At 41.8% G+C, this 12,897-nt stretch carries 9 protein-coding genes and 1 other annotated feature (1 of these 10 only partly in view); of the genes, 3 read left to right on the top strand and 6 right to left on the bottom strand.

Annotated features, from left to right (window positions below):
* Positions 1 to 20 precede the first annotated feature (20 nt).
* On the top strand, positions 21 to 1,703 hold the full coding sequence (locus M3Z76_RS01545) for a methyl-accepting chemotaxis protein (protein WP_293919800.1): 1,683 nt from the start codon (positions 21 to 23) through the stop codon (positions 1,701 to 1,703).
* Positions 1,704 to 1,757: 54 nt separating this feature from the next.
* Here M3Z76_RS01545 and M3Z76_RS01540 read toward each other — a convergent pair whose 3' ends face one another.
* The gene (locus tag M3Z76_RS01540) at positions 1,758 to 3,338 is read right to left on the bottom strand and encodes a Na/Pi cotransporter family protein (protein WP_293919803.1); all 1,581 of its coding nucleotides are present in this window, start codon (positions 3,336 to 3,338) and stop codon (positions 1,758 to 1,760) included.
* Positions 3,339 to 3,595: 257 nt separating this feature from the next.
* On the opposite strand from M3Z76_RS01540, the gene M3Z76_RS01535 reads away from it, so the two are divergent.
* On the top strand, positions 3,596 to 4,522 hold the full coding sequence (locus M3Z76_RS01535) for an NlpC/P60 family protein (protein WP_293919806.1): 927 nt from the start codon (positions 3,596 to 3,598) through the stop codon (positions 4,520 to 4,522).
* Between the two features lie 70 nt (positions 4,523 to 4,592).
* Here the strand turns inward: M3Z76_RS01535 and M3Z76_RS01530 are convergent, their stop codons facing one another.
* Entirely contained in the window at positions 4,593 to 5,984 is a 1,392-nt protein-coding gene (locus M3Z76_RS01530) for a Mur ligase family protein (protein ID WP_293919808.1), read from the bottom strand.
* Positions 5,981 to 7,363: a Mur ligase family protein gene (locus tag M3Z76_RS01525; RefSeq protein ID WP_293919810.1), complete on the bottom strand. Its 1,383-nt coding sequence runs from the start codon at positions 7,361 to 7,363 to the stop codon at positions 5,981 to 5,983. Before M3Z76_RS01525 ends, M3Z76_RS01530 begins: the two co-directional genes overlap by 4 nt.
* 157 nt (positions 7,364 to 7,520) lie before the next feature.
* On the opposite strand from M3Z76_RS01525, the gene M3Z76_RS01520 reads away from it, so the two are divergent.
* Positions 7,521 to 8,726 (top strand): ATP-grasp domain-containing protein, encoded by a 1,206-nt coding sequence (locus M3Z76_RS01520; RefSeq protein WP_293919813.1) that lies wholly within the window; start codon positions 7,521 to 7,523, stop codon positions 8,724 to 8,726.
* 288 nt (positions 8,727 to 9,014) lie between these two features.
* On the opposite strand, the gene M3Z76_RS01515 is transcribed toward M3Z76_RS01520, so the two are convergent.
* The 3 genes from M3Z76_RS01515 to tyrS form a co-directional block, all read right to left on the bottom strand.
* Positions 9,015 to 11,243, bottom strand: a complete 2,229-nt coding sequence (locus M3Z76_RS01515; protein ID WP_293919815.1) for a YheC/YheD family protein — start codon at positions 11,241 to 11,243, stop codon at positions 9,015 to 9,017.
* A 100-nt stretch (positions 11,244 to 11,343) separates the two neighbouring features.
* Positions 11,344 to 11,565 (bottom strand): FtsW/RodA/SpoVE family cell cycle protein, encoded by a 222-nt coding sequence (locus M3Z76_RS01510; RefSeq protein WP_293919818.1) that lies wholly within the window; start codon positions 11,563 to 11,565, stop codon positions 11,344 to 11,346.
* Positions 11,565 to 12,779: a tyrosine--tRNA ligase gene (tyrS, locus tag M3Z76_RS01505; RefSeq protein WP_293919820.1), complete on the bottom strand. Its 1,215-nt coding sequence runs from the start codon at positions 12,777 to 12,779 to the stop codon at positions 11,565 to 11,567. The genes M3Z76_RS01510 and tyrS overlap by 1 nt, the downstream gene beginning before the upstream one ends.
* A gap of 52 nt (positions 12,780 to 12,831) precedes the next feature.
* Positions 12,832 to 12,897: a binding site (T-box leader), on the bottom strand; it runs 179 nt beyond the window's last position.

The following is a 12,897-nucleotide window of genomic DNA, read 5'->3' as shown; positions in this document are numbered from 1 at the left end:
AGAAAGGAAGTATCGTACTTATGAAATTATTTTGGAAAGTTCTTCTATCATTTTCCATTGTCATTCTGTTATTTGTTGCGCTCAGCATTTACTCTATGACACAGTCTTCAAAATTAAAGGACAGTAGTCAAACGCTTTATACAAACGGTGTAGAGCCGTCTATTGAATTAATCGAAATTGCTAATTTAACGGAAAATACGCGTGTTCAAATGCTAACAGCGCTTGCTTTTCAAAATAAAGAGGCAACTGCATTTGCCCTTGCAGATTTAGATGAAATTCAAGCGCTACAGACCGCTTTTGACAAGACTATTTTAACAGAGCAGCTCCAACAGGATTTTAATCAATTTAAAGAAAAGTGGCTGCTATTTGATGAACGTGTGCGCACAAATCATCAGCTCATTCAAAGCAGTCGTTGGGCTGAGGCAGAGGAAGGCTTAAAGCTTGGAAAGCCGCTTTTTGAGGATGCTAAAGCTGCATTTGATGAGGCACTCGTTAGCCATACAGTAGAGCTACAGCAAGTACAGCAAAGCACAGAGGATGTTTATCAGCATATTTTAACAGTAAGCATTATTTTAATTATCGTGACAACGATTGTTGCACTCGTTATTTCCTATATGTTCAGTCGCCAAATGATTCAGCGCCTAACGCTTGCTGTCGATCGTGCTGCGTTAATCGCACAAGGTGATTTAACAGCAGCACCGCTACAAATAAAAGGAGCGGATGAAATCACCACACTTGCTGCTGGCTTAAACGAAATGCAATTAGCTATAACACGTGTGGTTAGCGAAGCGACAGACTCTAGCCAGCAAGTATCTGCAAGTGCAGAGGAGCTGTCCGCTACAACAAATGAAACGATGGGGGCTGCTGAATCGATTGCAGAGCTTGCGCAAAGCTCTGTTGAAAATGCAACAACACAATTAACAAATTTAACTGACATCGCCAATTCCTTTGCAGATATGAATCATAATGTGCAATCAATTGCCGAAAGAGTAACACAGCTTGGTCAATTATCCCAAGCGACATTACAGCAAACAGAAATCGGTTCACATGCAGTGAAAGCCGTCAATGAGCAAATTCATTCCATTGCGGAATCTTCACAAATAACGGAAACATCCGTTAACAGTCTGGACAAAAAATCGCAGGAGATTGGCGATATTATTAATATCATTACAAGCATCGCCGACCAAACGAATTTATTGGCATTGAACGCTGCTATCGAAGCTGCACGTGCAGGAGAAGCTGGAAAGGGCTTTGCAGTTGTTGCGGATGAAGTGCGCCATCTTGCGGAGGAATCACGCCTTTCTGCTGAGAAAATTCAAATGATGGTTTCAGAAATTCAAGGCGACATTCAAACCGTTATTACTTCGATTCATGAGGAAACAAACCGCGTCAATGATGGACTTGCAAAATCAGAGCAAGTGACGCTTGTCTTTAATGAATTAGCTCAAATGGTTACAACGGTGCGTCACAATTCTTCAGATATTGATGAGTCGATTCATGCGATATCTCAAATTAGTACAAGCATTTTAGAACATACAACTGAAATTCAGCGCTTAGCCCAGCTCGCATTGACGAATGCTGAAAGCAGCAATCGTTCAACTGAAATACAGCTTGGCTCAACAGAGGAAATTTCAGCAGCAACGGAATCATTAACAAACTTAGCAGAGCAATTACAAGCAGTTATTAATCACTTTAAGCTATAGCACATGCTAAAGAGGTGTCTGTAAGTCGACTTACAGACACCTCTTTTCATTGGCTCAAATGCGCTTTTCCTCATCAAGCTGCTGGAATTCCGCCATTCGTGCGGTTGAACGCCAATAATGATAGACGAGGCGATCAATCCAAAGCAGTGCCCCTACCTTCGAAACAGCTACACCTAGCTCCGTTTCGTTCGCAACAGAGCGCTCGAAATATTCGTTACGCTTATTGCGGCGCGCCTCTGCCATCATGCGTGAATGCCCCTCTAGTATTTGGGCAATATCGCTGATTGGCTGCTCCCCAGTCAAATATTGCTGTACATCTGCTAATATTTCCTGCCACTCTGTCATTAATTGTGGCTGCAATACGAGCGCCTCTAGCTGCTGCTCTTCACGTAGCACCTTGACTAAGCGAACAAGATGGTCCTGTGTATGTAAAATGGCGATATGCTTATTGCGTTCTCTTTTAGATGTAGATTGAATGGCATTTAAAAAATCATTTGTAATTTGAATGGCCTCTTCGACTTCATCCATTTTGCGCTCATAGTCTGCTGTGAATTTTTTCGTCACCATTAAGGCGCTTTGTGCCGTTGTTAAGACGATTAAAATATCGCGAATCGTTTTAAACGAAACATCCAGTGCAACAGAAGGTACTTCTAAAAGCTTTTTATCTAAATTGCGTGTTAAAGCATTTTCACGCTCTGGTACAATTTTCATTAAAAGCTTTGCGAACTGTTGAATAAATGGCATGAAAATAATCGCACCGAGCACGCTGAATAACGTATGGAAAATAGCTAATGCCATCGTTTCATCAAAGTGTCCTGTTGTCGCTTCTGTCAGCAAACGCACTAATTGTAAAAAGTACGGGAATGTCGCGGTCACAATGATCGCGGTCACTACATTAAACAATAAATGGGTCATCGCAGTACGCTTTGCCGCTACCGATGCACCAATTGCTGCAAACAATGCCGTTGCTGTTGTGCCGATATTTTGCCCAATGACTAAATAAGCAGCCTGTTCAAAATCAATTGCGCCTGTAAATAAAGCCGCTAATGTCGCTGCCATGGCTGCGCTTGATGCTTGCATAATAATCGTCATAATGACGCCAATGAGAATAAGTAGGATAATCGACATAAATGAATTAGCAGGAATTTTATCGAAGGCAATTAAATTTTGCGCATCGCCCATTCCTTGTTGTAGCATATCAATTCCTAAAAATAGCAAGCCGAAGCCTGCCAAGACACCACCGAATTTTTTAATATCGCGCGGTGCGATAAACGACATAAAGACACCAACGCCAATAATCGGCAATGCCATTGCTTGCAGGCTAATTTTAAAGCCAATTAATGAAATAATCCACCCTGTTGATGTACTCCCAATATTTGCACCAATAATGACACCGATGGACTGAATAAATGTTAGCAAGCCTGCGCTGACAAAGCCGATTGTTAACAAGGTCGTTGCTGTTGAGGACTGCACTAAGATGGTCATAAAAATTCCTGACAGCATGGAGCTAAACGTTCCTCTCGTAAACTTATTGAGCCAACGCTTTAGCGCTTCTCCTGCAATTTCCTTCAGTCCGTTCGTAAGCATCGACATGCCAAGCAGGAACAGCCCAATCCCTCCAAAAATCGTTAGCATACATTCATCACCTCATCTAGTAAGTATTTATATTACCATTTTCCTAATAATAAATTAACTGAAATTTCATAAATCATTTATAAAACGCCTTTTTATCAGCTTTTTTGTTACATTTGTTACACAACTGTAAATTGCTGTCCTCCCCCCTTGACCTATAACGGTTTCAAATTGTTACATTCCCGATTGGATAAACTTACCTCCCAAATACACAATTTATGCGTGCTACAATCGGGACGAGCTTGAAATCAGGAGGGATCATGATGAAAAAACAAATACTAACAGCGACATTAGCATTAACGATTAGCTGTAGCTCACTACCAATACTGCCTAGTGCTTTGCAAACAACGGAGGTAGCCGCTGCCACTGTCAGCCAACAAGCAGTCAATCAAAAGGCAGATCAAATTATTGCGACAGGAAAAAGCTTAATAGGGAAAGCCACATATAGCAATACGCAATATAAGCCAACAGCACCTTATAAATTCTCCTGTGCTTCATTTTTAATGTATATTTTTGAGAAAAATGGTGTTGACTTAGGTACGTATAACGAAGATTATATGCTTAAGCAAGGGAAAGCCGTATCAAGAAGCCAATTACAAAAAGGCGATTTAGTCTTTTTCAAAAGTAAAAAAACAGGGACAGACCCTGACCATGTAGGCATTTACATTGGCAATAATAAGCTTTTGCATATGGCGGATACAAAGCAAAATATCGTCATTTCAGATATGAATAGCAAGCCGTATTATAAAGATAATTACTATGCTGCTCGTCGCGTGTTGCCATCATTAATGACTGCTAACCCCGCTTCGACAGGTGAAAAAATTGTTGATAAGGCGTTGCTATATAAAAATAGCGCACGCATCGGCACTGCCAATGTAGCTGCACAAAAGCGCTTTACGGCTGGTGGCTACGTACAATATGTACTAAGTCAAAGCGGTGTGAAAATCAATACAACCGTATTATCGGAGCAAATGAAGCTTGGGACAACCGTTGCCCGCAACAATTTACAAAAAGGGGATCTCGTCTTTTTCAGCAGTGCAAAGGGCTCTAAAAACCCTTCATTAGTTGGTATTTATGCAGGTGAGCACCGCATTATTTTACCAACAAAGGATGGCGTCATTACGCGTTTGTTGCTAGTAGACTATTATAAAGATCGCTATATTACAGCGAAGCGCATTACGAAATAAAAGAGGGCGTGCCTGAAAAATCAGGCACGCTTATTTTGCGGGCGAATTCAGTGCTTAATCGGGCGAATCACTACTTTAAATCCCCCTTCAATTCATTTGCAAAATCAATCATCGACCTGCTGGACATTGGCCCTTTAATTAAAATTAATGAATTTTTCGTAACGATTTTTTGCAGCAAAGCCATCACACCTTTGACATCTGCAAAGCTATGCACGTCAGCAGTGATGCCATCTGCCTTCGCTTGAAGTGCAATATCCTTCGCACGTTGTCCAATTGTAATTAATGTATCAACAGGTTGTTTCGCAAGTAGCGAGCCGATTTCACGATGATATTGCCGCTCATAGCTGCCAAGCCTTTTAATATCCCCTAAAATAACGATGCGCTTTTTATCTTTGCCGACTGCTGCTAGCACCTTCAACGCCGCTTCAATCGAGGTTGGGTTATTGGTCCACGTATCGTCAATAATCGTGCTGCCTGCTAGCCCTTTAGAAAACTGTAAATGGCGCTCCATATTTTTAAAGGTGCGCAGCTTAGCAATCGCTTTGCGCAGTGGGAAGCCCATTTCTGTCGTAGCAGCAAGCGCTGCTAACGCATTATAGACTTGATGCTCTCCGTAGCCTGGCACGAAGCAATCATAGCGCTCCTTTCCTTTATTTAAAGTGAAGCGCATTCCGCCCTCTCCGTAGCGTACGTTGCTCGCTTTGAAATCGGCGTTTTGCTTCACGCTAAATGTCATGACCTTTCCTTTAAAGGCAGCTAATGAAATTTTTTTGCTGTTAGCATCGTCTGCATTCATAATTAATGTGCCATTTTGTGCGATGCCCTCTACGATTTCTGCCTTGGCCTGAATATAGCCCTCTAAGCTTTTACAGCCATCTAAATGATGGACACCAATATTCGTAATAATGCCGATAGTTGGCTTATAAATTAAGCATTGATGCTTAATATTGCCTAAATTGCCTAAGCCTAATTCGAAAATGGCTGCCTTTGTTTGCTTATCAACCATCGTTAAGTAATTGAGCGATTGCCTCGGCTCGTTAATGCTACTAACCGTTGCCTGCACTTGCCAATCGCCAAGTAAAATATGACGGAGCATTTCCTTCGTTGTTGTCTTCCCGCACGTGCCTGTTAATGCTACGACTGGAATCGTAAAAAGTGTGCGGTAGTAGTCGACAAATTGCCAAAATGCGCCATGCATATTTTTTACTTGTAAAACCGTAATAGAAGCAGGAGCCTTGCGTAGCTCCTCCTCCGCTTTATCTGATACAATTAACAACGGCGTGTGCTGCTCCAGCCTTTTCCAATCGACGCTTTCACTTTTACGAAGGAAAATCAACGCATAACGCTTCACGCTATCTAACTGTGTATAATGCAGCGCCTGCTTCACTGAAAAGTTCGTTGCGCCTTGTAAAACTTGACCGCCTAACAATGCTTGGAGGTCTTTGACAGACAATGCAATCAAGCTAGCTCCTCCCCTCGACGCAATTGCGCGGCTAATTCATGGATTGCCTCGCTATACATATCCCCTTTAATTAAAATGATCGTATTGCTATCAACAATTTTTTTCAAAAGGCTGCGTGCTAACATATTATTTTTAAAGCTGTAAATATCGGCCTCAAGCCCTAATTGCTGCGCCTTTGAAGCCATGATGCTGGCATGCTCGCCGATGGTAATGAGCACATCCACCCCATGCTTGTAAATAATCTCACCCGCTTGCTTATGAATGCTATAGCCCCATGACCCTAAATCAGTAATCGTGCCAATGACCGCAATTTTCTTTTTGCCTTGCCCAAGCTTATTTAATACGTGTAATGCTGCATCCAGCGAGGTCGTTGTAATGCTCCACGTATCATCGATAAGCATCGAGCCATTAATCCCTTTTAAAATTTGCAGCTGCTTATTTAACTTGCGGAATGTCGCAAGCTGTGCAATGGCCTTGTGCAATGGCATGCCAATTTCATGTACAACCGCAAGTGCTGCTAAAGCATTGTATACTTGGTGCTCCCCATAGCCAGGTATTTTCACGACATATTGCTTATTTTGATGATGCAAAATAAAGCGCATGCCACGCTCCGTATACGTAATGCTACTTACTAAAAAATCCGCGTTATGCTTGCCAAAGCGAATAATTTTCCCTTGAAACGCGCGAAGATTTATTTTTTTTGTATTAGCATCATCCGCATTAATAATGAGCGTGCCTTTGCCAACGATTTGCAGCATTTCCGCCTTTGCCTCGATATATCCTTCCTGCGTTTTACAGTAATTTAAGTGATGTGAGCCAATGTTTGTAATGACACCAATAGATGGCTGAAAATAACGCCCTGCGCCTAGCACATCTCCCGGAGCACCAACTGCCGTTTCAAAAACGGCCGCCTCTGTCGTTTCACTAATGCGCAATAAATTTTGGAGAAGCTCCGTTCGGGAATTATTGCTTAAATGTGTCGCAACAACCTCATAGTCATTTGACAATATATGCTTCACCATATCCTTTGTTGTCGTTTTTCCAGCCGTTCCTGTAATGGCAACAATCGGAATGTTAAATTGGCGGCGGTAATATTCCACAAACTGCCAATACGCATTTGTCATATTTTCTACTTTCACAACTGTTACACCATCAGGTATTTCCCTTAGACGATAGCTCCATTCTGTCACAATAACTAACGGAAAAAATGCCGCTACGCTTTGCCAATTGACAATTTTCGTATTTGTAAAAAAAATCGTCCTTTTATGCTTGATTTGTTTCAAACGGTACGCACCATGCTCAATTACAAGATCTGCGGACCCTTTTATCAATTCTCCACTGACTATTTCTACGACAGCACTAACAGGTATAGGCTTCATACACTCCCCCCTTCTGCTTGTAGCATATGCAAAGACATTGCAAGCATTTGGATGAATGTTCTCTTATTTTTATAAGCTGCACGTGATAGTCAACTATATGAAGCCCTATTATGCTCATACATATAGAAAGATAGAATTCGTATATAGGAGTGATGTTGTGAAGACGATTGTTTTTATTGGGACAAATAAAAGTGGCTCAAGTCGTGAAGCTATTAAAGCCGCAGAAGGCCTCGGCTATTTTACGGTTCTTTTTACAAATAATGAAAAGCAATTTCAACAAAGAAGAGAGTACGTTGATGTGCATAAAATGGTATTTGTCGACATTACGAATATGGAGGCGATGCGCAGAGCAATTCGTAGCCTACAAAAAACACAGCTGACGATTACTAGCATCGTCAGTTTTACAGACCCATACGTCCATACCGCCTCCCAGCTATGCGATGAATTTTGCAAAAACTATGCACAGTCTGATGCCATTGCTAGCATGGAGGATAAAGAGGTAACAAGGCAGCACTTACAGCATTTCGAGTTCACGCCAAAATTTTTTATTTTACACGCAAATGATATGCGTGAGCTACCGAAAATGAGCTTTCCTTTAATCGTTAAATCCCCAAAATCAACCGGCTCAAAGGATGTCCTTTTCGCCTTAAATAAAAAGCAGCTTACTGAGCATATTGCCTCACTGCAAGAGAAATATCCACAAGATACGATTATGATTGAGGAATACATTGATGGACCACAATACTTAGTTGAAACGATTATTTATAACGGGGAGCCTCATATTATTGCGCTCATTGAGCAGGATATTACACAAGGCAAACGCTTTATTATTACAGGCTATACCGTGCTTGCCCGCGTCCCTGAAAAAATGCAGGATAGCTTGCAGAACATCGTTACATCGATTACTGAGTCCTTCCGTGTGAAAAATGGTGCGATGCATCTAGAGCTACGCCTAACTAAAAATGGTTGGAAGCTTATCGAAATCAATCCACGCATTTCAGGTGGAGCTATGAACCATATGCTAGAAGCAGCTTTTGGCTTTAATTTAGTAAAGGAGACATTAAAGCTTTTAACAGGAGAACAGCCAAATATCGAGCCGCTTCATCAGCGCTTTGTTTATACAAAGTATTTAGTCGTTGAGCGCAAGGGCATATTAGAAAGAGTAACAGGGAGAAATAAAGCCAAAAATAGCCGTGGTGTTGTCGAAGTTTATATTAAGCCAAGGAGAGGGACACTGCTCATCCCTCCACTCTCGATGGGGCACCGCTATGCATACGTCATCGCAACAGGTAACTCCAAACACGAGGCAAAACGCAATGCCTACACAGCCGCCAAAAAAATTCATTTTCATTTGAAAATATAAAGAAATGGCTATCCAGATGCATGTGACATCTCGATAGCCATTTTGATTTGGGGATGTTTGTTGCAGAGCTGGTTGATGATATCAGCGGCTTTTGCTAATTTATCGGCGACTTTCACACAAATATCAGCGAAATTTTCAATTTATTTGCGGCTTCCTTCGATTTATTTGCGACTTTTCCCTGATATTTGCGACTTCCTCAATTTATTTGCGACTTCTCTCTGATATTTGCGACTTTCCCATTTTATTTGCGACTCCCTTAATTTATCAGCGAAATTTCAAATATATCAGCTATTTCCCCTCATACAAGTCCGCTAAAAATTTCACGGTTTCAAACATGTTCGTTTTGCTTGCCCCTTTGACAAGGATGGTGTCACCTTGCTTCAAAATTTTCGGCAGCAGCTCATGCAGCTTCTCCTTGTTTGTAAAATGATACATGTTTTTTGGATTAAAGCCCTTCGCCTGCGCAGCTGCATTCATTTCCTCTGTGCGGAAGCCATATGTGATGAAAATATCAATGTCCTGCTCTGCAATATATTCGCCAACCTTTTGATACTCTGCCTCTCGCAAATCACCTAGCTCGCGCATTTGCCCGATAATTGCTACTTTACGACGCTTGGCGATAGCTGACAGCACATCGATGGCTGCCTTAACACCCTGTGGATGCGAGTGCACCGTATCATCTATTAACGTAATATGACGTTTGCAATGATAAAGCGTTAAACGACGTGGAGGCTTTTTAAACAGCAGCCCTTGCTTGATTTCCTGTGGTGTAAAGCCTAAATAGTCCGCAACGGCAATGGCACTCAACGCATTGTATACATGGTGCTCACCTAAAATTGGAATAAAGAGTGCTATATCCTTGCCTTGCAGCTTCATTTGGAATGTCATGCCGTCCTCTTTATAGCGTATATTGTACGCCTTATAATCGGCGTCTGAATGCACACCAACTGTTAAAATTTTGCCTTTAAATTGCGCTGTCGTTAAATAATTGGAATTGGCATCATCCTTATTAATGACTAGCACCCCGCGCTGATCCATCCCTTGAATGAGCTCTGATTTCGCTAATGCCACCTGCCTTACATCACCATCAAAGTTCCCAACATGCGCAAGCCCGACATTCGTCACAATACTCATCGTTGGCTGAATGATGCGACAATGCTCTGTAATAACTCCTTTGTATGCCATACCGTACTCCAGCACCGCTGCCTCATAGCCATTCGCTAGCTCCACTGCATGCTTTTTCGTATGCTCCGTCGTGTTCCAATAATCCTTTGACTCAAAGGTCGACCATTTCGTGCGCAAAATCGACGATAAAAAGGCTTTCGTCGTCGTTTTCCCCGCACTTCCTGTAATTCCGATAATCGGCATATTGCGTGGACGCTCCCTTGGTGCTTGCACAGCAGGCTGATGTTGCTGCTCCTGTACCTGTTCTTGCTTCGCTTTGTGCGCTCGCTTCGTCTGCCTTGCCTTTGCTAACACCTGTCTATTTTCTGCTAAATATTTCGCATAGCGAATTGTATTTTTCACAACATCTAGCTCTAAGTAAAAGGTTGGCGGACAGCCTGGGCGCCAGTTGACCTCATAAATCCATAAGCGCATATTTTGGTCTAAGCCAACATCGACACCGATTTCGTCAATCATTTCGCCAAACTCCTGTATTTGAATATGGTCCAAATGCTTCGCAAGCGCTAATGAAAAATGCTCCAATGTACGCTTTAAATCGAAGGCCTGCTCCGCAAACTCCTGCTGTAAAAATGGCTCTAAATAATTCGTATAGCCACCGTTGTTAATGTTTGGCACTAAACTACCTGCCGGGGCAACGCGCGGATATACCGTTGTCACCACCCACTCGCCCTCTCCATTTTTTTGTACATGAAGACGGAAATCGAACACTAAGCCTGATTTTGTGACAGAGCGAATATATGGCTGGACAATAAATGTACCTGTTGCTAATTGCTCTGTTAACAGTGCATCAAGCTGTCCCTTCGTATATTTCGTCGTTTCACTATTATGTTTAACGGAGTAGCTCGTGCCTTCTTTTGAAATAAAATAAATTCCCTTGCCTTTACGCCCATCAATTGGTTTAAAAGCAACCGTCGAATACTTCACTAAATATTGATGCACGGTATCCACTTTTTGAATAATTTCTGTTGGAATAATGTATTTAGCAAAATCCTTATAGGCAAGTAAACGCTTTGCAACATTCCACTTATTCCCTATAGAATTTGTTGTAAATGGCACTTCCTTGCGTAGCTTACCGATAATATCCTTTGATACCGCTAGCTTCTCAGGACTTCCTGCATTGTAAATGACATCTGGAAACGGACACTCCTTTTCATGCCATGTACCGTTTTCATACACTTGTGCCAAAATGGTTTTCTTCGTAAAATTAACGCTTTTCGGTGTGAAATAAAAAAAATCAACACCTTCTGCCTTCGCCACCGCCGCAAAAGCATATGATTTCAACACCGTTGTCGGGTCTTTGCGATGGTGCAGCATCCCAATCGTTGTCAACATGATCCCTCCTTCTACTATCTCTATTTATTAAATTCAAGGAAAGTGAAAACGGTTGGGGCAGACGCTGAAAAAACAGAAAAAGGGGCGATTTCTCACCCCTTCATGCACTAAAAATATAAGATTTTCTTCGATAAACGCTAAGCACGAGCCCGATCAGAAAGGCATTAGTAACAGTTGGTGTTAAACCATATGTCATAAATGGCATTGGGATGCTCATAATTGGTGCAAGCCCAGCACTCATTGCCAATGCATATAGTGCCTGTGTCGCAAATAAAGTGCTCGCTCCAACAACGAGTAGCTTGGCAAAGGAATGTTTGCACATTACTTCATAAATTTTAAAAAGCGTTTTTTACCAATTTGAAGGACATCTCCAGTATCAAGCGTTGTCGCCAGCTCTTTTAGAGACAGCTTGCTTTCATTCAAGAAAACACCATTTTGCTGAATTAATCGCTGAAGCTCACTTTTACTTTTTACAAGCCCTAGTGCAACAAGTGCTGGTATAGCATCATTCAAAGTTATGTGATTATTTTCTAATTGCAATATCGGAATATTTGCAGGAATTTTTCTTTGTTGAAAGGCTGTTTCAAAATAAGCTTTTGCTACAGCTGTCGCCTCCTCTTGATGATATAAAGCTACAATAATTTCTGCTAGTTCAATTTTTATATCTCTCGGATTTTCTCCGTCCGCTAAGCGCTGTTTAATTTGCGCAATCATCGTTGGATGTTCATCTGTTGCAAGTTCAAAGTATTTGATAATCAGTTGGTCTGGCACTTCCATTAGCTTTTTAAACATGTTTTCAGGCGCTTCATTAATGCCGATGTAATTATTTAAGCTTTTACTCATTTTCTCCTGACCATCAAGCCCCTCCAATAGCGGCATGAAAATGGCGATTTGCTTCTCAAGCCCTACATGCTTTTGCAATGTGCGCCCCATTAAAACATTGAATGTTTGGTCTGTGCCACCTAGCTCAATATCTGCCTGTAACTCGACCGAATCGTACGCCTGCATTAATGGGTAGAAAAATTCATGGATGCCAATCGGCACCTGTGCTTTATAGCGTTTTTGGAAATCATCACGCTCTAAAATTCGCGCAACCGAGGTGCTAGCAGCTAATTTGATGACCTCCTCAAATGTCAGCTTCGATAGCCATTCACTATTGAAGCGCACTGTCGTTTTTGTGGCATCCAGCACTTTAAAAATTTGCTCACAGTACGTTTTAGCATTCTCTTTTACGACCTTATCACTCAATGCGACACGTCCCTTTGCCTTGCCAGTTGGATCACCAATTCTGCCTGTAAAATCGCCAATGACAATCACTGCATGATGCCCTAAATCTTGTAACTGCTTAATTTTGCGTAGCACAACCGCATGCCCTAAGTGAATATCTGGCGCAGATGGATCTAAGCCTAATTTAACAGTTAATGGCTTTTGCTGCTCATAGGAGCGCTGTAGCTTTGCCTGCAATTCCTCCATATCGACAATCGTATCCGCCCCTTTTTGAATCATTTTCATTTGCTCTGCTGGCTGTAAAAACATTTAAATCTCTCCTTTTTTTCATCAAAATAAAAACGCCCCTTAGACACAATGTCTAAAGGACGTATAATCAACGTGTTACCACCTTTTTTCAAGAGCTGCTCACACAGGCTCTCCTCTA

The sequence above is a fragment of the Metasolibacillus sp. genome (assembly GCF_025291715.1).
In the GTDB taxonomy this organism is placed as follows: Bacteria; Bacillota; Bacilli; order Bacillales_A; family Planococcaceae; genus Metasolibacillus; species Metasolibacillus louembei.
The sequence above is the reverse complement of the archived record's forward strand: the minus strand, read 5'-3'. Positions and strand labels throughout refer to the sequence as shown.

Excerpts from the sequence above, each read along its gene's own strand:
- M3Z76_RS01545 (WP_293919800.1), top strand. The coding sequence starts at position 21 with ATGAAATTATTTTGGAAAGTTCTTCTATCATTTTCCATTGTCATTCTG.
- M3Z76_RS01540 (WP_293919803.1), bottom strand. The coding sequence starts at position 3,338 with ATGCTAACGATTTTTGGAGGGATTGGGCTGTTCCTGCTTGGCATGTCG.
- M3Z76_RS01535 (WP_293919806.1), top strand. The coding sequence starts at position 3,596 with ATGATGAAAAAACAAATACTAACAGCGACATTAGCATTAACGATTAGC.
- M3Z76_RS01525 (WP_293919810.1), bottom strand. The coding sequence starts at position 7,363 with ATGAAGCCTATACCTGTTAGTGCTGTCGTAGAAATAGTCAGTGGAGAA.
- M3Z76_RS01515 (WP_293919815.1), bottom strand. The coding sequence starts at position 11,243 with ATGTTGACAACGATTGGGATGCTGCACCATCGCAAAGACCCGACAACG.
- M3Z76_RS01510 (WP_293919818.1), bottom strand. The coding sequence starts at position 11,565 with ATGTGCAAACATTCCTTTGCCAAGCTACTCGTTGTTGGAGCGAGCACT.
- tyrS (WP_293919820.1), bottom strand. The coding sequence starts at position 12,779 with ATGTTTTTACAGCCAGCAGAGCAAATGAAAATGATTCAAAAAGGGGCG.